The sequence below is a fragment of the Marinobacter xestospongiae genome, assembly GCF_023156385.1.
Lineage (GTDB): Bacteria > Pseudomonadota > Gammaproteobacteria > Pseudomonadales > Oleiphilaceae > Marinobacter > Marinobacter xestospongiae.
On sequence record NZ_JAKZAK010000002.1, the window covers coordinates 176,524 to 195,609 of the forward strand.

General features: G+C 61.7%; 18 protein-coding genes. 7 read left to right on the top strand and 11 right to left on the bottom strand.

Features of this window, described 5'->3' with window-relative positions:
* Positions 1 to 59: 59 nt before the first annotated feature.
* The 3 genes from MLD24_RS02655 to MLD24_RS02665 are packed head-to-tail and all read right to left on the bottom strand — an operon-like array spanning position 60 to position 2,943.
* Positions 60 to 743 (bottom strand): LutC/YkgG family protein, encoded by a 684-nt coding sequence (locus MLD24_RS02655; RefSeq protein ID WP_248163593.1) that lies wholly within the window; start codon positions 741 to 743, stop codon positions 60 to 62.
* Positions 740 to 2,179: a LutB/LldF family L-lactate oxidation iron-sulfur protein gene (locus MLD24_RS02660; protein WP_248163602.1), complete on the bottom strand. Its 1,440-nt coding sequence runs from the start codon at positions 2,177 to 2,179 to the stop codon at positions 740 to 742. The genes MLD24_RS02655 and MLD24_RS02660 overlap by 4 nt, the downstream gene beginning before the upstream one ends.
* Positions 2,176 to 2,943, bottom strand: a complete 768-nt coding sequence (locus MLD24_RS02665; protein ID WP_248163605.1) for a (Fe-S)-binding protein — start codon at positions 2,941 to 2,943, stop codon at positions 2,176 to 2,178. The genes MLD24_RS02660 and MLD24_RS02665 overlap by 4 nt, the downstream gene beginning before the upstream one ends.
* A 352-nt stretch (positions 2,944 to 3,295) precedes the next feature.
* Here MLD24_RS02665 and pdhR point away from each other — a divergent pair, with 352 nt between their 5' ends.
* Together pdhR and MLD24_RS02675 are read left to right on the top strand one after the other, a co-directional pair.
* Positions 3,296 to 4,057 (top strand): pyruvate dehydrogenase complex transcriptional repressor PdhR, encoded by a 762-nt coding sequence (pdhR, locus tag MLD24_RS02670; RefSeq protein ID WP_227175109.1) that lies wholly within the window; start codon positions 3,296 to 3,298, stop codon positions 4,055 to 4,057.
* A 266-nt stretch (positions 4,058 to 4,323) separates the two neighbouring features.
* Complete coding sequence (locus MLD24_RS02675) at positions 4,324 to 6,279, top strand: methyl-accepting chemotaxis protein (protein WP_227175108.1); 1,956 nt, start codon at positions 4,324 to 4,326, stop codon at positions 6,277 to 6,279.
* Positions 6,280 to 6,330: 51 nt separating this feature from the next.
* Here MLD24_RS02675 and MLD24_RS02680 read toward each other — a convergent pair whose 3' ends face one another.
* The 3 genes from MLD24_RS02680 to MLD24_RS02690 all read right to left on the bottom strand — a co-directional run bounded on the left by MLD24_RS02680 (position 6,331) and on the right by MLD24_RS02690 (position 9,505).
* A complete protein-coding gene (locus MLD24_RS02680) occupies positions 6,331 to 7,977 on the bottom strand; it encodes a methyl-accepting chemotaxis protein (protein WP_248163607.1) in 1,647 nt (548 codons plus the stop codon).
* A 499-nt stretch (positions 7,978 to 8,476) separates the two neighbouring features.
* The gene (locus MLD24_RS02685) at positions 8,477 to 9,265 is read right to left on the bottom strand and encodes a MipA/OmpV family protein (RefSeq protein WP_248163609.1); all 789 of its coding nucleotides are present in this window, start codon (positions 9,263 to 9,265) and stop codon (positions 8,477 to 8,479) included.
* A gap of 72 nt (positions 9,266 to 9,337) precedes the next feature.
* A complete protein-coding gene (locus MLD24_RS02690; RefSeq protein ID WP_227175105.1) occupies positions 9,338 to 9,505 on the bottom strand; it encodes a hypothetical protein in 168 nt (55 codons plus the stop codon).
* A 153-nt stretch (positions 9,506 to 9,658) separates the two neighbouring features.
* Here MLD24_RS02690 and MLD24_RS02695 point away from each other — a divergent pair, with 153 nt between their 5' ends.
* Together MLD24_RS02695 and MLD24_RS02700 are read left to right on the top strand one after the other, a co-directional pair.
* Entirely contained in the window at positions 9,659 to 10,795 is a 1,137-nt protein-coding gene (locus MLD24_RS02695; protein ID WP_248163611.1) for a sensor histidine kinase, read from the top strand.
* A complete protein-coding gene (locus tag MLD24_RS02700) occupies positions 10,792 to 11,430 on the top strand; it encodes a response regulator (RefSeq protein ID WP_227175103.1) in 639 nt (212 codons plus the stop codon). The genes MLD24_RS02695 and MLD24_RS02700 overlap by 4 nt, the downstream gene beginning before the upstream one ends.
* Before the next feature lie 2 nt (positions 11,431 to 11,432).
* Here MLD24_RS02700 and MLD24_RS02705 read toward each other — a convergent pair whose 3' ends face one another.
* The 3 genes from MLD24_RS02705 to MLD24_RS02715 form a co-directional block, all read right to left on the bottom strand.
* Positions 11,433 to 11,951 carry an Lcl C-terminal domain-containing protein gene (locus MLD24_RS02705; protein WP_248163614.1) on the bottom strand — a complete coding sequence of 173 codons (519 nt, stop codon included), beginning with the start codon at positions 11,949 to 11,951 and terminating at the stop codon, positions 11,433 to 11,435.
* 29 nt (positions 11,952 to 11,980) lie between these two features.
* A complete protein-coding gene (locus MLD24_RS02710; protein WP_248163616.1) occupies positions 11,981 to 12,253 on the bottom strand; it encodes a hypothetical protein in 273 nt (90 codons plus the stop codon).
* Between the two features lie 91 nt (positions 12,254 to 12,344).
* On the bottom strand, positions 12,345 to 13,175 hold the full coding sequence (locus tag MLD24_RS02715) for a helix-turn-helix domain-containing protein (RefSeq protein WP_248163618.1): 831 nt from the start codon (positions 13,173 to 13,175) through the stop codon (positions 12,345 to 12,347).
* A 259-nt stretch (positions 13,176 to 13,434) separates the two neighbouring features.
* Between MLD24_RS02715 and MLD24_RS02720 the strand changes: the two genes are divergently transcribed.
* The 3 genes from MLD24_RS02720 (at position 13,435) to MLD24_RS02730 (ending at position 17,432) form a co-directional block, all read left to right on the top strand.
* Positions 13,435 to 14,916 (top strand): alanine/glycine:cation symporter family protein, encoded by a 1,482-nt coding sequence (locus MLD24_RS02720; protein ID WP_248163620.1) that lies wholly within the window; start codon positions 13,435 to 13,437, stop codon positions 14,914 to 14,916.
* 108 nt (positions 14,917 to 15,024) lie between these two features.
* A complete protein-coding gene (locus tag MLD24_RS02725; protein ID WP_248163622.1) occupies positions 15,025 to 16,428 on the top strand; it encodes an aspartate ammonia-lyase in 1,404 nt (467 codons plus the stop codon).
* Positions 16,425 to 17,432 carry a type I asparaginase gene (locus tag MLD24_RS02730; RefSeq protein ID WP_248163624.1) on the top strand — a complete coding sequence of 336 codons (1,008 nt, stop codon included), beginning with the start codon at positions 16,425 to 16,427 and terminating at the stop codon, positions 17,430 to 17,432. The genes MLD24_RS02725 and MLD24_RS02730 overlap by 4 nt, the downstream gene beginning before the upstream one ends.
* A 6-nt stretch (positions 17,433 to 17,438) precedes the next feature.
* Here MLD24_RS02730 and MLD24_RS02735 read toward each other — a convergent pair whose 3' ends face one another.
* Together MLD24_RS02735 and MLD24_RS02740 are read right to left on the bottom strand one after the other, a co-directional pair.
* The gene (locus MLD24_RS02735) at positions 17,439 to 17,987 is read right to left on the bottom strand and encodes a hypothetical protein (RefSeq protein ID WP_248163627.1); all 549 of its coding nucleotides are present in this window, start codon (positions 17,985 to 17,987) and stop codon (positions 17,439 to 17,441) included.
* Positions 17,984 to 18,955 (bottom strand): LysR family transcriptional regulator, encoded by a 972-nt coding sequence (locus tag MLD24_RS02740; protein WP_248163630.1) that lies wholly within the window; start codon positions 18,953 to 18,955, stop codon positions 17,984 to 17,986. Before MLD24_RS02740 ends, MLD24_RS02735 begins: the two co-directional genes overlap by 4 nt.
* Positions 18,956 to 19,086 lie beyond the last annotated feature (131 nt).

Here is a 19,086-nt window from a genome sequence, read left to right on the forward strand (position 1 = left end):
CAGGAGCCCCGGATAGCGGACGGTTCCGGGGCAACCCAAGGTCTCGTCTGGCCGGGACACTATTCCAGGATCAGCACCACCAACTCTCGGGGGCCGTGGACGCCATAGGCCAGGGTCTGTTCGATGTCGGCGGTTTTCGAGGGGCCGGAGATCAGCAGGGCGTTGGTGGGCATGCCCTGTTGCGCCCACTGCTGCTCCGCCATCGCCTGGTGGAAGGTGTCGTAGACACAGTCTGCGGCCAACAGGACAAAATGCACCGGCGGCACCAGGCTCATCAGCCGCGGCTCCTGTGGAGTCGGCCAGAGCATCAGCGACCCGGTTTCAGCAATGGCACCAAGACAGCCGGTCAGTGCCGCCGCCACGTTATTGAACATGGCCGGCTTCCAGTGCTCGATGGGCTGTTCATACCCCAGCAGGGCCGGGGCTTCCCACGGCCACAGGCGTCGGAGTTCACGGCCATGCTCAACGTCCTCAGACACCAGCAGGTTCTCAAGCCCTTTAGCCTTCATAAGCGCGTAAAGCGTGTCAATCCACTGCTCCCTGGCCACCCGGTGGACCTCACCGTTGACCGAGGAAATCCGCGCTTCAAACCGGTCCAGCCGTTCAGCCGGCGTCCAGTTGCGATCCCGCACCACGGCGAAATCACTGGCCGGCACCGTCATCGCCTGGTCACCGCGACCTTCGCGCAGTCGGTTGAGAATGGCGGTTCGACTCTGATTCCTGGCGGTCTTGCCCGGGTTCATGACTGCTCCTCCCGGCGACGGGCCGCCATCAGCTGATGCAGGGTTTTGGCGGCCGGTCGCGGCGCCGTTCGATAGCGGGTCCAGGGACCGACGTTGCGGGGAGTCAGGGCACGGAAGCGCGTCATCATCCAGCCCGCCAGACGGTAGCGTCCGGGATCGGACGCCAGCCAGCGGTAGCCGTTCCAGCTGGCCTGTTCCTTCAGGGTACGTTTGACGCCATGGCCAGGTACCACCGACGGCCGCAGGCGATCACCGTCCACTGACTCCTTGCGCAGACGCTGCAGCAGCTTGGGGATGGGAATTCGCACCGGACATACTTCACCGCAGGCACCGCACAGGGTGGATGCGGATGGCAGGTCACGGGTGTTTTCCAGCCCCAGCAGATGGGGCATCAGGATCTTGCCGATGGGCCCGGGATAGGTGGTGCCGTAGGCGTGCCCCCCGACCCGGGCATACACCGGACAGTGGTTCATGCAGGCGCCGCAGCGGATGCAGCGCAAGGTGTCGAGCAGCTCCTGATCCTGGTAGATGGACGAACGGCCCGAATCCACCAGTACCAGGTGAACCTCTTCCGGCCCGTCTTTCTCATCGGCCTTGCGGGGACCGGAGATCATATTGAAATAGGTGGTGATGTGCTGGCCGGTGGCGGAGCGGGTCAGCAGCGCCAGCAGAGGCGCAACGTCTTCCAGGTGTTCCACCACCTTTTCGATGCCCGTCACCGCAATGTGGCAGGGCGGCACGGTGGTGGTCAGACGGCCATTGCCCTCGTTCTCCACCAGGCAAAGGGTGCCGGTTTCCGCGACCGCAAAGTTCACTCCGGAAATGCCCACATCCGCCTGCATGAACTTGTCCCGCAGCTGCTGCCGGGCACTGGCGGTCAGATACCCCACATCCCGCGAGCGTTCAGTGCCGGTCTTTTCATGCATCAGATCGGAGATTTCGTCGGTATTCTTGTGAATCGCCGGCATGATGATGTGGGAGGGCGTCTCCTCCGCCAGCTGGACAATGTACTCGCCCAGATCCGATTCCAGCGCCTCAATCCCCTCGGCCTCCAGGAAATGGTTCAGTTCCATTTCCTCGGACACCATCGATTTTCCCTTGATAACCCGCCTGGCGTCACGGGCCTTGCAGATGTCCCGGATGATTTCGCAGGCCTGATCACCGGTTTCAGCCCAGTGCACACGGATGCCCTGGAGCTGGCAATTGGTCTCCAGCTGTACCAGCAATTCCGGTAACCGGGACAGTGCCCGCAGCCGTACCGCCGCCCCGAGATCCCGCAGGGTTTCCAGCTCCCAGTCCTCGAACGCCGCCTGGCGTTTGCCCATCAGCCCATCCATGGCGGAGCGGAAGTTGCTGCGAATCTGCGGATTTTCCAGCGCCGAGCGAACCCGGGGGTGAAACTGCTGAACGTCGCTGTGAGCAGTATCGGTACTCATGCGTCCCCCCCCACCCGCTGCCACAGGAAGCTGGCAATATGCTGACCTTTCAGGGAGCGCTGCTGTTTCTCGGCGTAGCCGGCGATGTTCATCATGCAGCCACAGTCGGTCGCCAGGAAGGTATCGGCACCCGCCTCCTCAATGGCGGTGGTCTTGTCCGCCACCATCGCCTCGGACACCTCCGGGTGCCGTACCGCAAAGGTACCGCCGAAACCACAGCATTCCGTGGCCCGGGCCTGCTCAACCACCTCCACCTGCTGTAACTGGGCCAGCAGCGTCGGTCCGATGTCCCCGACCCCCATTTCCCGACGGGCGGAACAGGATGTATGCATGGCCACTCGAACCGGTTCGCCCCGATCCTCCAGGCGAATGTGGCAAACGTTGAGCAGGAAGTCGGTCAGCTCGAATACCCGCGATGCCAGGGCCTCGGCCTTGGCCTGCCAGGGGGTGCCGGCAAACAGCTCCGGATAATGCTTGCGCATCATGCCGCCGCAGGAACCGGCCGGCACCACGATCGGCCAGTCGCCGGGGAACAGGTCCAGCTGGGGCACAACCACATCCCGGGCCTGGTCGTTGAAGCCGGAACTGAATGCGGGTTGGCCGCAACAGGTCTGATCCTGGGGAAACAGCACGTCAATGCCTTCCCGCTCCAGTAGCTGGACCCCGGCCAGGCCTGCGTCGGGGTAGAACAGGTCCACCAGGCAGGTACCGTAGAAGTACACCTTGGCGGGCTTGGCTGGGTAGAGCTTGATGGTGTCGGTCATCAGGGGTCACCTGCTCGTTGTTATAATTGGTCTTACCAATTTACAATTGTCGATAGCCAATGCTAGTGAGCCGATTAACCTGTTGTCAATTTTTAGCCAACAACCATGCGACCTTTGTCTACCATCGCTGCCACAGAAACATTCCTGAGATAGTTTTTGTTCTTGATACCTGGACAAGACGGCATCCATACCGCTGAGCCTCTGAGCGCCACTGTAAACAGGCATCAGATTATTGGTATGACCAATTCTCATCTCCGTCCTGAATAAAGACGCCCGGGCCCGGGCTTTGGTATCCTTCGACAGTCAGCCAACCGCGACCGCAACCCATTGGCCACTCAGGAAGCCGACCACCATGAGCCAAAGCCGCCTGGAGACCCCAAGGCTCTCCGACGTCATCATGCAGCGCATGGAGAGCATGATTCTGGAAGGCAGTTTCAAGCCCGGGCAACGGCTGCCTCCGGAGCGGGAGCTGGCCACCCGGTTTGGGGTGTCACGGCCATCGCTGCGGGAAGCGATTCAGAAGTTGGCTGCCAAGGGCCTGCTGACCAGTCGCCAGGGCGGCGGCACCTTCGTCAGCGAACAGGTGGGCAGCTCGTTCAGCGACCCCCTGCTCGACCTGCTGGCCAACCACAACGAATTCCAGTACGACCTGCTGGAGTTCCGGCATTCCCTGGAAGGTCTGTCCGCCTACTACGCCGCCCTGCGTTCCACCCCCGCCGACAAGGAGCGACTGCAAGCCCGCTTCGAGGAACTCCGCGCCACCTACGAAGATCAGGACCCGGTTCGCGAAGCCGAGGCAGACGCCGCCTTCCACCTGGCCATTGCCGAGGCGGCCCACAACGTGGTGTTGCTGCACACCATTCGCGGGCTGTTCAACCTGCTGGAAAAGAACATCGTGGAGAACCTGAGCCTGTTGTTTGAGCGGGACAACTCCCGCAGCCAGTTGCTGGCTCAGCACCAGGCGCTGCTTGATGCCATTCTGGCGGGTGATGGCGAGCTGGCCCGCAAGATGTCTCACCAGCACCTGGTGTATGTGGAAGAGGGCCTGCTGGAACTGTCCAAACGGGAAACCCGATTGGAGCGCTCACTCCGACGGGTGCAGACCTCCGAGTAACCGCGTCCGCCTCACCCGATACGTGATTTCCGAAGCTTCCGGACATCCCAGACACCGGATGTCGGGTCTGGAATAATCACCATAAAAACCAGCAAGCCATTGATTAAATTTAACTTTTAACTGAACAGGGATTGCATTCAACAAACCTGCCACAACATCACGTTTAACCCGCGTCTGTGACGTCAGACACAAAAATACAACTTTCCCGCCCCTCATCCGGCAGTACCATTCCCCGCCTCCCTTCCCCAATGCACACGGAGTTTTCAATGGGTTGGTTAAACAATCTGCCGATTGCCATTAAGATCGCCATCGCCCCGGCCATCTTTGCCGTCTTCCTGCTGATCCAGGAAACCTACGCCATTTTCAGCATCCAGCGCATCGAAGCCGCCATGGCCTCGGTGACCGAGGACCTGGCACCCGACACCAATCACGCGGCTGACCTGATGGACTCCATGTACCGCTCCCGGATGGCGGTGATGGACTACCTGTCCGATCCATCCGAGGCAAAGGTCGACGCGTTCCGGCAATCCATTGCGTTGTGGGAAGAGCGCCTGGCGGTGGCCAGCCGCGAAATCAGCAACACCGCACGGGCAGCCAAGATCAAACGCATCGAAGCGCTGAAATCGGAATACCGGGATGTGTTCCTCAGCACCATCGTTCGCAACCAGGCGATGATCGAGGACGAAATCGAGAACAACCTCAGTGTCAATGGCCCGGCGGTGGAAGACGTGCTCAAGTTCCAGCAGGACAAGGCCCTCGCCGAGTACGACACTATGGCGGCGGTCGACATCAGCCAGACCATTCGCAACCTGCTGCTGGCGCGGGTATACGTAAACCGCTACCTGCGTGACAACAGCGAGCACAACGAGCAGTACTTCCGGGAAGACCTGGCCGCAACCATGGACCGGCTGCAGAAGCTGTCCCGGCACTACACCGACCTGACCGAAATCCTGCGACCGCAGATTGCCGCGTTTGAAAACTACATGGCCGGCACTGAGCGGGTGGTCAACGCCATCAAGGCCCGCAACGCCGGCAACCAGCGCCTGAACCTGATCGGACCGGAAGTGGCACAGCTGGCCACGGATCTGCGCGCCAGCCTGGTGGACTCCATGCAGGCCGCTACCGACAACGCCAACGAGGAAGTGGCGACCGTCACCACCAACGGCATCCTTCTGACGGTGATCGCCTTCGCTCTGAGCATTGCCGTGGCCTGGTTGGTGGTGGTGCGCCTGCGCAATGACGTCAGCCGCCTCAACGCCACCCTGGTCGACCTGGCCGACGGCGACGGTGACCTGACCGTACGCCTGCCCGCCGAAGGTCGCGACGAACTCAGCGACCTGTCCCGTAACTTCAACAAGTTCGCGGAAAAGATCCGTGTCACCATCAGCCAGGTTTCCCAGGCGGTGAGCCAGTTGGCAGAGTCGTCCCAGGCCCTGACCCAAACGTCCAACCAGGCCATGGAGGACGCCCGTCACCAGGAAAGCGAAGTTACCCAGGTGGCCTCCGCCGTGACCGAAATGGCTGCCAGTGCCAACGAAGTGGCGGAATCCGTCAACAGCACCGCGCAACAGGCCCGCTCCGCCGCCAACCAGACCCAGACCGGTCGCGGCCTGGTACAGGATACCCGTACGGCAATGCAGGCCCTGGCCAGCGATATGGAAGCCAATGCCGGGCTGATCGAACAGCTCAACAACGAAAGCCAACAGGTCGGATCGGTACTGGAAGTGATTGGGGCCATCGCCGAACAGACCAACCTGCTGGCGCTCAATGCCGCCATCGAGGCCGCCCGGGCCGGCGAACAGGGCCGGGGCTTTGCGGTGGTTGCCGATGAGGTACGTCAGTTGGCCTCAAGAACCCAGGAGTCGACCAGCGAAATCCAGACCATTATCGAATCACTCCAGGGTAAGGCGGCTCAGGCGTCCCGCTCCATGGGCGACAGTCTGGACGGCGCCCGTCGTACCGCCAGCCAGGCGGAGGAAGCGGATCAGAGCCTGATGGCGATTGCTGATTCGGTCACCCGGATCGACGAGACCGCCGCGTCCATCGCCGCCGCAGCCGAGGAACAGGCCAGTGTGTCCCAGTCCATCGATGAGAACGTCAACCGGGTTCACCAGATCGTTGAACGCTCCACGGCCGGCATCAACACCACGGCAGTGGCTATTGGACAGCTCCACTCCCTGGGCAACGAACTGCAGACCCTGATGCGGCAGTTCCGGGTCTGATCCCTCGTTTGCATGACCGGGCTGGGCCGCAACGACACCAGCCCGGCCACCTCATTGCTCCAGTTTGAAGAACGCCACGCTCATCTGCAGCCGGTTGGAGATGCTTTCCAAATCCTGCCCGGTGGCGCGAAGGTTGTTGTTGAGCTCAACCGTCTGCTCCCCGGCCGAGGTGATCCGGTGGATGTTACGGTTGATCTCATCTGCGACATGACTCTGCTCCTCCGCAGCACTGGCAATCTGGGCATTCAGGTCGGTGATCTCATTGACCGCCGACTGGATGCTGTCCAGCACCTCAATGGCAGTACGGGCACTTTTGCGGGTGTCGGCTGCACGGGTGTTGCTGTGCTCCATGGCATCGGAGACCCGGCCAACGCCTTCCTGGAGGTTCTCCACCATCGCCTGGATATCCCGGGTCGACTCGTTGGTGCGCTGGGCAAGGGAACGGACTTCATCAGACACCACGGCAAAGCCCCGGCCCTGTTCGCCGGCCCGGGCGGCCTCGATGGCGGCATTGAGTGCCAGCAGGTTGGTCTGCTCGGCAATGCCGTCAATCACTTCCACCACGCTGCCAATCTTCTGACTCTCGGACGCCAGCTGCTGGACAATGGTGACGCATTTCTCCACCTCTTCTGCCAGGGCCTCCAGCGAGCGGATGGTATCCCGAATGCGCAGTTGGCCGGTGTCCACTTCAGAGGACGCGCGGCTGGCCGCCTCACTGGCACTCTGGGCATTGTTGGCCACTTCGGCAACGGACGCCGTCATCTCGTTCATCGCCGCGGCCACCTGCTCAGTCTCGCTTTGCTGCTGGTTCGCAGCCTGGGCGCTGTCCTGGGTTTTCTGAACCAGCTGACGGGAGGTCTCGCGAATGGCGCTGACACTGCTCATCACCCCGCTGACCGCGTCCCGTAACTTGCGAATCATGCTACGCACCCGACCGAGGACACTGTTGGGTCTGAGATCGGCCGCCTCGTGTTCCAGCAGATGGCCCTCGGCAACTTCACCCACCACGTCATTGACCTGGCGCGGGTCCCCCCCCAACCGGCCATACAGCGCCTTGAGGATGAAGTAGGTCAGCACCACGCTCACCAGCAAGCCAATGCCAATCACCAGACCGATCACCCGGCCGATGGTGGCCTTCAGCTCCAGGGAGTTTTCATACTCCCGCTCTGCCACCCGCAACTGCAGCTCGATCAGCTGGGAGATCTTGTCACTGATGGGATCGATGGATTGATAGAGCGGCCCGTCAATGTCATCCAGTTGACCGGCACGGTTGCCCGACAACGCGGTCAGTTTCTGAACGGAGCGGTCGATCTCCTGATTGGCCGGCTGGAACAGGGTTTCCGCCTGATTCACCAGGCTCTGCTCCTGGGGCGTCAGGGTGGTGGCCAGGTATTGCTCCCAACGCTCATGAATGGACTGCTGGGCCTCCATGATCTGGTCTCTGGCGGAATCCACCGAGATCAGACCGGAGTTGGCCTTGTTGATGGCATCGACAATGCGGACAGCGTATTTGTCGGAAATGACCTTCAGGTCCCGCAGGGGCACCACCCGATCCTGATAGATGGTATGGATGACCTGATTGGTTTTCTGCAGACCCCAGGTGGACACACCACTGAGGACCAGCAACAGCAACATCGGTACAGCAACTGCGAGAATCAGCTGGGCACGGACACTCAGCGCATCGAGCAACTTCGACATACACCCTCCCTAAGCAGCCTTGACGGCAGGCCATGGAGGAACGGCCACGTACTGGTTTCGCGGTGTATCGAAGTCCGACCTTGCCCGTGCCGGGCGATCTTCCCGCAAAGGAGTGGAAGCCCGTTCGGCGTGGAACAGAATACGGATCGGGAAATCGGGCCAAGCGTGCCAGTGCCCAATCCCGGCCAGAGATGACCGGGGTCCTCCATGACAATGCGAGTCAGAGGCGATCCAATGCCTTCCAGAGCAACTGGGACAACGTTATCCAGCCTGGTGAAAGGCAGGTTCAACGCAGATTCAGTTCAAACACATCGAACTGGATGTCAACGGCCCCAGAGCAACCCCTGAAGGCCTCAAAGGACAAGCCTGCGAGGCGCTTCAGGCGTTGTTCTGAAGCCCCTTAAATGTAGTCAGTTCACACAGGTCCCGCAAATGACAGGGACGCTTTCCACGTCAACAAATGTAAAACATTCTCATCTATGTCGAGATAGCACCAGACTCAGGGACGATAGGTCAAAAACAGCATGAACCTGCCGAGACCATCCTGCCCAACCAGCGGGCTGTCACTGACGGTTTCGTCCAGCCACTCGTAATGGGCATGAGCACTGAGGGCCCACTGCTGATTGAACGGGTAGATCACCTGCATGGACGCCACGTAGTTCAGGGCGTCATCGGGAAGGTAGGGGTAGCGGCCGACGGAACGGTCGATGTTGTCGCCTTCGATGCCATAGAGGTAGCGACTGTATTCACGGTCCTTCCAGACCACACCACCGCCCAACCGCACCTGGAAGCCTTTGCCCCCCTGGTACACCGGGTGCAGGTAACTGATTTCGCCGCTGGTGCCGCCGGACTGATCGGTCACATCCTGACGCAACCGCACCACCAGATCCTGCCAGCGCAGATCCAGGCGGGCAACGCCCTCGCCATCGGGAGAGTCATAACCCTCAAACACCGGGTCGTCGGAAAGATCGTCGTCGGAGTAGAACAGGCTCTCATAGACCTCATCGCGGTAGTCCAGGCCAATGCCGACATCCACCGGCCACTCGGCGGGGGTCAGTCGATACTGGAACAGGCCGTACTGCACACCGAGGCGCCAGCGGCCATATTCGGCGCGGACATACGGCAGCGACTGATGCTGGGTTGGCATGCCCTTCCAGGGCGGGTCCATAACCAGTACACCGCCGCCAAATTCAAGGTTCCAGTCATCCGCCCGGGCCCACTCGGGGAGCGTCAGGCTGAGCGCCAGAACCAGCGTCGTGATCGATAACAGGGGGTGATTGGGCTTCATAACAGATCTGCCTTGGCTGAGTACGGGAATCTCAGGCTATCTCCCGGCCAGCCGGGCGGCATGTACCAAATGTCATGGCCTGCCGCGACAGGGCATCGGCCAGGTCCAACTGCTCTCCGCGCCCACCAGGCCACCGCGATAGAAACTGGCGCACGGACCCGCCGGCCAGTCCGCCAGATGCCAGGCCATCAGCACGAGCAGCAGTCCAAGCGGCAGCAACAGCACAGCGGAACGACGCACGACAGACTCCCGGAAGAGTGGAATGATCCTGAAGTCTGGAGCCGTCGGTGGTCTGCGGGCATGTATCAAATGTCACGGCCGAACGGCGGCGACGTTCGGGGGATGACATTTGTTCTATTTGGGTTCAGCCCCGGCCATGGAATAATGCCCACCATGACGTCATTACCCGCTACCCGTGCCCAACTGGTGGAGCTGTCACTGGGTCTGCTGACCTGGGGCACGATCACCCTGATCGCTCTGCACTTCTGGCACCAGAACGATCCCAACCTGCCGGCGCGGGTTGAGTTCAATCCCTCAACCCTGGTGGCGGTGGTGGCACTGTTCATCACCAACTTCGCGGGTTTCTGCTGGCGCCTGATGTCCCGACACCGGCCGCAGTGGGGGCTGGTGATCCAGGGCGCCTCTCTGTTGGTGCTGATATCACTGTTCCCCAGCGCGATGATCATGATTCTCGGCATCATGCTGGTGGGCCACCTGGGGGAATACCTGCGCCCCGCCGGTTGCCTGATGATCGCCCTGCTGCTGCCACTGCTGTACTACGTGCAGGCCAGTGAGCAATACGCCTGGATCAACGCTTCCATGCTGGGAATGTTCAACCTGTTTGCACTGCTGATCTCCAGCCGTCTGGTCAACGAACGCCGGGCCCGGGAAGCCAGCGCCCACCTGCTGCGGGAGCTTCGGGCCACCCAGACGCTGCTGTTCGCCACCGCCCAGCGGGACGAGCGCCTGCGCATCGCGCGAGACCTACACGACGTGCTCGGCCATCACCTGACGGCGCTCAGCATCCAGCTGGAAGTTGCCAACCAGCTCGGCAGCGACCCGGCCCTGCCCCACATCCAGAAAGCTCGCGACATCTCCCGCCTGCTGCTCAGCGATGTCCGGGAGGCGGTGTCCGACATTCGCCAGAGCAATGAGCTGGACATGGCCCAGGCGCTGAAGGCCCTGGTGCAGGACCTGAAACACCTTCAGGTCACCCTCAACCTGGAACCGGGGCTCAACATCCATAACGCCCGCGTCGCGGAGGCGCTGTTTCGCACTGCCCAGGAGGCGCTCACCAACAGCATTCGCCATGGCCGTGCCAGCCGCTGCACCCTGGACCTGACACGGGACGATCAAGACCGGATTCGCCTGGTGATGTCAGACAACGGCCACGCGCGCGCGCCCATCGTCCCAGGCAATGGCCTCACCGGGATGCGGGAACGGATTGAGCATCTGGACGGAACGCTGCAACTGAAGGCCGGTGCGGCGGGCTTTACCATTGACACAACCCTGCCGGACCCTGCCCCATGACCATTCGTGTTGCCCTGGTGGACGACCAGAACCTGATTCGGGAAGGCATCAAGAGCCTGTTGCAGATCAGCCCCGGAATTGAAGTGGTGGCCGAAGCCGACGATGGCGATGGTGTAATTGGACTGATCCACCAGCACCGCCCCCAGGTGATTCTGCTGGATTTGCGCATGCCCCGGGTTTCGGGACTGGAGGTGTTACAACAGCTCAAGGATGAAGGTCTTGAAACGCCGGTGCTGGTACTGACCACCTTTGATGATCACGATCTGGTGCTGGACTGCATCCGCCTCGGTGCCAAGGGCTACCTCCGCAAGGACGTCAGCTTCGAGGCCCTTACCAGCGCCATTGCCAGCCTCGCCAATGGCGACTCCTGGTTGCAGCCCGCAGTCACCTACCGGGTGGAACAGGGCAAACCCGAACTGGATTTCGACGACGGCCTGCCCAGCGAACCGCTGTCCAGCGTCGAGCGCCAGGTGCTCAGGCTGGTGGCCGCCGGCTATTCCAACCACGAAATAGCCGACGCTCTGTGCAAATCCGTCGGCACCATCCGCAACCAGGTCTCATCGGTCCTCGCCAAACTCAACGTTCGTGACCGTACCCGGGCGGTGCTGAAGGCGCTGGATCAGGGGTTGATCTGAGGCTACTGGTTCTTTACCAGCCGAATTCTCAGGGGCTTGCTCCGCTGAGTGCCGTCGCTGGGTGCACCATTGCGGAAGTCTACGCTGGTGGCGGCACCTGACATGTATGACGGGGTACTGGACCAGTACCCACCAACCTGCTCTTCGCCAGGGAACGCCGTGGTATTAAGTGCTGGATGGATACACCCAGACGCATACGCCCGACCGGCCCGCAAGCCCATCAGCTCGTCACTGTCGGGCAGTCGCCAACCGCTGCCATCCTCATCGTAGCGGGCGATGGCCTCTTCATAGGTCAGTTGCGCCGCTTCACCGGCGCAAGCGCCGTCGTTCCAGCTCATGCCCTCGGCGCAGCGTTTCCAGACCAGTTCCGTCTTTTTGTCGAGGACCTGATCCTCCATCAACGTAAACTGACTGTCGGGTGTGAGGCTTTCGCCTTTGCACTCGGGGGCCGCATAGACGTTCGAGGCCGACAACACAGTGAATGCCGACGCCATGACCAGGGCTGAAAATCGTTTCTGCATGCTGATGTCCCTTTCAACGTGGTGCTTACTCAGTAAGCCTGAAATTCGGTACCGTGCTGATCTTGCTCATCATAGGGACAGATGGCAACCCAACTCGCCCAGTCAAAACCAGGTTTCAGCATTGCCGACTGGAAGTCTCGATATTCCGAACGGGTTGCCAGCAAATAGCGATAGCGTTCATCTGATGACATATAGGCCACCCAGTAGGGTAGATAGCCGGGGTAATCCACTCCGAAGAAGTCCTCCCAGGACCTCACTTCGTCCAGATGCTCGGCAACAGTATTGCGGGGAAGTTTGGGCACGATGCGACTCAGTCAAGCTCTCGTTTTTTGCTCTCTGACAGTCTACCTGAAAGCAAGCCCATCGCACCTTGGCGGCGACAGAACGCCTATTTCAATGTCTCGCGCGAAACAGCAACTCGTGGGGTGCCATGTCGTTGTTGACTGCGGCCAGGATGGACGTGTCGAGGGCTGGGTCAGAGGTGTCGTAGAGGCCGCACTGGGCCAGCGCCCGGCGCAGCTGCACGGTGGGCCCGAGGTACTCGTACAGGACCCGGGCGCAGCAGGGCATACGCTCGCTGTTGTCGGAAACGCCGACCTTGAGTCCGGTCAGTCGGGATACCCGGTTGCGGAAACTGGGGAACAGGATGGTCTGGGTGATTTCATGATGGTTCAGGCTTTCGTAGTCCACCAGAAAGAGCCGGTCGGTCAGCAGGAAGGCAATGCCCTGGTAGCGGTTATGGCAGGGCGGCAGACCATGCTGAGGCCGCATCCGTTCGGTGCGCTGGAACACCACCTGACCGTCACGCTGCTCCAGACAAACCAGGTTGCGTAAAAGTTTGCCCGGCGTGGACATCGACAGGTAATACTCGAAGTAGTACCCCAGGTAACGCTCCAGCCCGGCCCGACTGACCTGGCTCAGCTGCGTTACGTGGTCTTCCAGCTCCGACTCCTGCTGTCCACCAGAGGCCATCGACGGCGGCCGGGCCTGAACCAGACGCTCAAACTGGCCATGGGGCATCAGGATCTCATGGACCTCAACCCCAAAGAACTCACACAAGCGCCGCAGGGTGTTGGCCGAGGGCTTGTACTGGCCACTCAGGTAACGGTTGAACTGGGGGCGATTGATGTTGAGACGGCGACAGACTTCCGCAATGGATTTGTAATAGCTGCACAGTAGCCTCAGGTTGAGGGCCAGATCTTGGTGGGTGCCGGATACTGTCATTGCATGGGCCTGCGCCGGGGACAACACTCTGCGCCGGTGCGACTCGACGCCGCAACTGCGCCAAACTGCGCCAAAGTAACGAATAGTGCGAAATTCTAACAATAGCGATGTGTTGTTTAAATGCGCAATTCCCGTAAGGGGCCGTTGAATGGCCTCTGGGTTTTCGCAGCCATTGCACCAGCCTCGTCGCGGTTCACGGTCAGGAATCACCCAGTCGTCATTCATCGGCTTCACATAACAATGACCAGTGGAGTTCGCTATGTTGGACGTTCTGAACGATTTGCTGTGGGGCAAGATTCTGATTGCCCTGCTGATTACAGTGGGTGTCGGCTTTACCGTTGCCTCGCGGTTTGTACAATTCCGCTATTTTGGCCGGATGTTCCGCATCCTTGGCGCCAGTCAGGCGTTCCAGCGTGACAAACACGGTCACCTCAGTTCCTTCCAGGCACTGGTCCTGTCGGTTGCCGGCCGGGTCGGTGGCGGTAACATCGCTGGTGTCGCCGTCGCCATCACCCTCGGCGGGCCGGGCGCGGTGTTCTGGATGTGGGTCGTCGGCCTGATGGGCATGGCCACCAGTTTCCTAGAATGCACCCTGGCGCAGACCTACAAACAGGCCGAGCCTGACGGTACCTACCGCGGCGGCCCGGCGCACTACATTGCCCGCGGCCTTGGCAAGAACTGGAAGTGGATGGCCGGCCTCTACTCCGCCCTGCTGCTGCTGACCTTCGGCTTTGGTTTCACCGCCCTGCAGTCCTACGCCGTTGCCACCTCGGTTGGTGACGCTTTCGGGGTTCCGGTCTACTACTCCGGTATTGCCCTGGCGCTGATCGTCGGCATGATCATCTTCGGTGGCGTCAAGCGGATCGCCCGGGTGGCGGAAGTGCTGGTACCGATCATGGCCGTTGGTTACCTGTTCCTCACCGCCGTGGTGCTGGCGCTGCACGCTGAGCGTCTGCCGGACGTGATCATGCTGATCGTCAACAGCGCCTTCGGCCTGGAGCCGGCTGTCGGTGGTGGCATCGGCGCTGCGATCCTGATGGGTGTGAAGCGCGGTCTGTTCTCCAACGAAGCCGGCCTCGGCAGCGCCCCCAACGTCGCCGCCGTGGCCTACGTACCGCACCCGGCCAACCAGGGCGTGGTGCAGGCATTCTCGGTGTTCATCGACACCATGATTATCTGCTCGTCCACCGCCTTCATCATCCTGCTCAGCGGCGTCTACGACCCGGCCGGTGCCAGCGATGTGGGCGGCGTCGCCCTCACCCAGGCCGCCCTGGCGGATCACATTGGTGACTGGGGACGCAGCTTCGTGAGCGTTGCCCTGGTACTGTTCGGCTTCAGCACCATCCTCTACAACTACTACCTGGGTGAGAACAGCCTCAACTACTTCAGCACGGAAAACCAGAACCTGTTCAATGGCTTCCGTGTAGCCATCATCTGCCTGGTGTGCTGGGGCGCAACCACCGACCTGGGCACCGTGTTCGGCTTCGCCGACGTCACCATGGGCCTGCTGGCGCTGGTTAACCTGGTGGCCCTGATCGCGCTGTTCAAGAAAGGCCTGCGCATCCTCAAGGACTTCGACGGCCAGATCGCCGCCGGCATCAAGCAGCCAATCTTTGACGCCAAGCGCTTCAGCGATATGAACGTCGACGAAGCCGCCTGGGATCTGGAGCCGGAAGACATCCAGCGTCTCAAGGAATACAGCGACAAGTCCGCCACCAGCGGCAAACAGGCGCAAGCCTGACCGGGAGGCGGCCCACCACCACGTGGGCCGCTCCCTTTTCCGTTTTCTCTCCCGTTTTCTACCCTGTGATCCCCGCGGATCACCGAAGCTACGAGTTCAGGCCCTATCATGACCACCCGCATTGAGCATGACCTGCTGGGGGACCTCGAAGTCCCCGCCGACGCCTGGTACGGCATCCAGACCCAGCGCGCCGTTGAGAACTTCGCCATCACCGGCGTTCCCATCAGCCACTTCCCGCCGTTCATTCGCGCCCTGGCGATGGTCAAATCCGCCGCCGCCCGGGCCAACCGGGATCTGGGCGTACTGCCGGCCACCAAGGCCAATGCCATCATCGAGGCCTGCGACGACATCATCGCCGGTCGTCTGCACGATCAGTTTGTGGTGGACCTGATCCAGGGCGGAGCGGGCACCTCCACCAACATGAATGCCAACGAGGTGATCGCCAACCTGGCGCTGGAAAAGCTGGGGCATGCAAAGGGTGACTACCAGCACCTGCACCCCAACGACGACGTCAACCGCTCCCAGTCCACCAACGACGCCTACCCCACGGCGGTCTGCCTGGCGGTGCAGTTTGCCGCCGAACCGCTGGAGCAGGCAATCCTGCAGCTCAAGCAGCAGCTGGAACGCAAGGGCCGGGAGTTCGCCGACATCGTCAAGATGGGCCGCACCCAGTTGCAGGACGCCGTGCCCATGACCCTGGGCCAGGAGTTCGAAGCCTTTGCAGTGAACCTGGGCGAGGACATTGACCGCCTGCACGAAGCCAGCCGTCTGCTGTGCGAAGTGAACCTGGGGGGCACCGCCATTGGTACCGGCATCAACACCCACCCGGACTACAAAACCCTGGCGGTGAAGTATCTGGCGGAGATTTCCGGCAAACCGATCGTGTCGGCCAGTAACCTGGTGGAGGCGTCCTCCGATATGGGCGCCTTTGTACTGTTCTCCGGCATCCTCAAGCGCTTTGCCATCAAGCTCGGCAAGATGTGCAACGACCTGCGCCTGCTGTCTAGCGGCCCCCGCACCGGCCTGGGCGAGATTCTGCTGCCACCGCGGCAGCCGGGATCGTCGATCATGCCCGGCAAGGTCAACCCGGTGATCCCGGAAGCGGTCAACCAGACCGCCTATCAGGTGATTGCCAGCGACCTGGCCGTCACCCTGGCGGCCGAGGCCGGCCAGCTCCAGCTCAACGCCATGGAGCCGATGATCGTCTACAACCTGCTGAACTCCATGAAGATGCTGGAATCGGCCTGCACCATGCTGGACGAGCGCTGCATTCGCGATATCCGCGCCAATACCGAACAGTGCGCCGCCCACGTCAACAACAGCATCGGCATCATCACCGCGCTGGTGCCCCACATCGGCTACGCCAACTCCACCCGCATTGCCGCGGAAGCCCTGAACACCGGCAAGACCGTGCGGGAGCTGGTGCTGGAGGAAGCGCTGATGGACGAGGCCACGCTGGATCAGCTGCTCAGCCCGCGGTCCATGCTGGCGCCCGTGGCGGTGGCGTCGTGACAGCCCGGGTTCTGGTGCTCTATACCGGGGGCACCATTGGTATGGTGCCGTCGGAACAGGGCTACGTGCCCTGCCCGGGGTTCGACGGTCGCCTGCGGGAAGAACTGGGAGAGCGTGCCGCGGAGCTGCCGGAGTACGACCTGGTCGAATTTGATCAGCTGATCGACAGCGCCAACCTGACGCCGGCGCACTGGACCCGTATTGTCCAGATGCTGGAAAAGCGCTGGCATGAGTACGATGGCTTCGTGGTCCTCCACGGCACCGACACCATGGCCTACACCGCCAGTGCCCTGTCGTTCCTGCTGCGGGGCTGTGATCGCCCGGTGATCATCACCGGCTCCCAGATTCCGCTGTCCCAGCTTCGTAACGACGGTGTCGACAACCTGGTGACCGCCCTGCTGCTGGCGGCGGACCGGCGCATCACCGAAGTCTGCGTCTGCTTTAATGGCCGCCTGCTGCGGGGCAATCGGGCGCGGAAAGTCCGCACCAGCGGGTTTGATGCCTTCGACTCCCCCAACGCCCCCTGGCTGGGCCAGGTCGGCATCGACATTGAACTGCAGGAAGATCTGTTGTTGCCACCGGGCACACCGGATTTCCTGCAACCGGATTTCGACCCGGCCGCGGTGGTGATGCTGCCGGTCTTTCCCGGCATGCCGGCACGCCTGCTGGAAGCCGCCTGGAACGCCCCCGGCGTCCGGGGACTGGTGCTGCAGAGTTACGGTGTGGGCAACCCGCCGGATGCCGACGAGGCGTGGATGGCATCGCTGGAACGGGCCTGCAACCAAGGCGTTACCATGATCAACATCAGCCAGTGCCAGCAGGGTGCGGTGTGTCAGGGCGTCTACGCCACCGGAGCGGCACTGAACCGGCTGGGCGTGGTGGCCGGAGCGGACCTGACCCCGGAAGCAGCCTTTGCCAAGCTGCATGTGCTGCTGACCCAGCACCGGGAGCCCCAGTCCGTGCGCCAGGCGCTGGCGCAGGTGCTCTGTGGCGAGCAGAGCTAGACAAGCTCACCGAAGCTGGCGAACCCGCGCCCACAGGGCGTCCTTTTCTGCCGGTGCCATGGCCTGAAGTCGGGTGGGGATATCATCCCGGGGATAGCCATCCCGTCGCAGCATCAACGCCAGCTCAAATTCGGCAATGGCAACAAAGCGGGTGCCACAACCACGACAGAACTGCCCCGGACCGGATTCACCGCACCAGAAACACGACCGAGTGGGTTCCGCCTGCTGACCGCAGGACAGACACAGATCACCACTCTTGTAATCCTTGGGCTGCCGGGCCTGACAGTGGGCACAGTGGACTACGTCCGGGCTGTCAATGGTGACCGTCCCGGCCGCTCCTGATGTCGCCGTCTCGCCCATGGCCCAGGCCATCACCCGTTCTGCCGCCTCAGCCTCGAGGCCGGTTACGGCCGCCAGGGTTTCCGCATCGCCGACCACGGCAAAATCCGCTTTGCTGCTGATGCCTGCCGCCGTCAGGGCTGCCAGCCCCTGGTCATTGACTCCCTTGGCCCGGAGAATGTTCTTCTCCAGAACCGACAATTCGGCGTTACTCACGTTGTACTCCTGCTATCCATCGTAACGGGGCCAGTGCCTGCCCCCAGGTTTTCGGCCCAGGTATGGTAGGCGCTTTCCCCCTGCTCACGCACGTATTTTTCAAGCCACTCAATAAAGACCCGAATCTTCTGGGGCAGGTACTCCCGCTCCGGATACACCACCCACACACCAAACCCGGGCGGTCGGTACGCCGGCGCCACTGGCACAATCTGCCCCCCGGCAAGCCAGTCCCGGGCAATAAAGTGCGGCACCTGAGTCAGCCCGGCCCCGGCCGCACACAGCTCGGCAAGGGCCTCGCCATCGTCCACCACAAACTGGCGCCCGGGGTCCAGCATCAGGGATTCCTCGTCACCCGGCACCATAACCGGCAGCACCCGACCGGTCTGCTGGAAACGGAACCGGACCCAGGGGTGGCGGCCAAAATCCGTTGCGGCAATGGTCCGGGTCGCCCCCAGGTAAGCCGGTGAGCCACAGATCAGAAAGTCCACCGGGCTGAGCTGACGGGCAATCAACCCGGACTCCGCCAGGGTGCCGCTGCGAATGGAAACGTCGATACCCTGCTCGATCATATCGACGTAGCTGTCATCGAACCGCACATCCAGCTCGATATCGGGGTAACGCTCGCGAAAGCCCGAAAGCATGGGCACCACATAGCGACGGCCGTAGGACACCGGCACATTGACCCGCAACCTTCCCGATGGGCTGTCGTTCTGTCGCCCCAGGTCCTTTTCACACTGGTCCAATTCGCTAACCAGCTGACGCACCGTCTTGGCGTAGTTCTGTCCCGCCACGGTGAGAGTCAGTTGGCGGGTGGTGCGGTGAAACAGCAACAGCCGCAGGTCTTCTTCCAGACGCGCGATCGCCTTGCTGACGGTTGACGGTGACAGCCCCTGCACGGCGGCCGCCGCTGCAAAACTGCCCCGGTCCACCACCGTCAGGAACAGGCGAATCAGATTTAGCTTATCCATTCGTGAAATTTCTTCACATCAGTTGCCATGATTGTGGCATTTAAGCACAGCCGGGGGCGCCATAGAATCCCAGGGAACTGGTCAGCAAAAGTCTGACTGACTACCCGTGCCCGCCCGTGACTCAAGGAGAT

What these genes read in the sequence shown, in the direction of transcription:
- pdhR (WP_227175109.1), top strand. Translation starts at nt 3,296, where the DNA reads ATGAGCCAAAGCCGCCTGGAGACCCCAAGGCTCTCCGACGTCATCATG.
- MLD24_RS02705 (WP_248163614.1), bottom strand. Translation starts at nt 11,951, where the DNA reads ATGCAGAAACGATTTTCAGCCCTGGTCATGGCGTCGGCATTCACTGTG.
- MLD24_RS02660 (WP_248163602.1), bottom strand. Translation starts at nt 2,179, where the DNA reads ATGAGTACCGATACTGCTCACAGCGACGTTCAGCAGTTTCACCCCCGG.
- MLD24_RS02700 (WP_227175103.1), top strand. Translation starts at nt 10,792, where the DNA reads ATGACCATTCGTGTTGCCCTGGTGGACGACCAGAACCTGATTCGGGAA.
- MLD24_RS02725 (WP_248163622.1), top strand. Translation starts at nt 15,025, where the DNA reads ATGACCACCCGCATTGAGCATGACCTGCTGGGGGACCTCGAAGTCCCC.
- MLD24_RS02715 (WP_248163618.1), bottom strand. Translation starts at nt 13,175, where the DNA reads ATGACAGTATCCGGCACCCACCAAGATCTGGCCCTCAACCTGAGGCTA.
- MLD24_RS02680 (WP_248163607.1), bottom strand. Translation starts at nt 7,977, where the DNA reads ATGTCGAAGTTGCTCGATGCGCTGAGTGTCCGTGCCCAGCTGATTCTC.
- MLD24_RS02740 (WP_248163630.1), bottom strand. Translation starts at nt 18,955, where the DNA reads ATGGATAAGCTAAATCTGATTCGCCTGTTCCTGACGGTGGTGGACCGG.
- MLD24_RS02655 (WP_248163593.1), bottom strand. Translation starts at nt 743, where the DNA reads ATGAACCCGGGCAAGACCGCCAGGAATCAGAGTCGAACCGCCATTCTC.
- MLD24_RS02695 (WP_248163611.1), top strand. Translation starts at nt 9,659, where the DNA reads ATGACGTCATTACCCGCTACCCGTGCCCAACTGGTGGAGCTGTCACTG.
- MLD24_RS02685 (WP_248163609.1), bottom strand. Translation starts at nt 9,265, where the DNA reads ATGAAGCCCAATCACCCCCTGTTATCGATCACGACGCTGGTTCTGGCG.
- MLD24_RS02720 (WP_248163620.1), top strand. Translation starts at nt 13,435, where the DNA reads ATGTTGGACGTTCTGAACGATTTGCTGTGGGGCAAGATTCTGATTGCC.
- MLD24_RS02665 (WP_248163605.1), bottom strand. Translation starts at nt 2,943, where the DNA reads ATGACCGACACCATCAAGCTCTACCCAGCCAAGCCCGCCAAGGTGTAC.
- MLD24_RS02675 (WP_227175108.1), top strand. Translation starts at nt 4,324, where the DNA reads ATGGGTTGGTTAAACAATCTGCCGATTGCCATTAAGATCGCCATCGCC.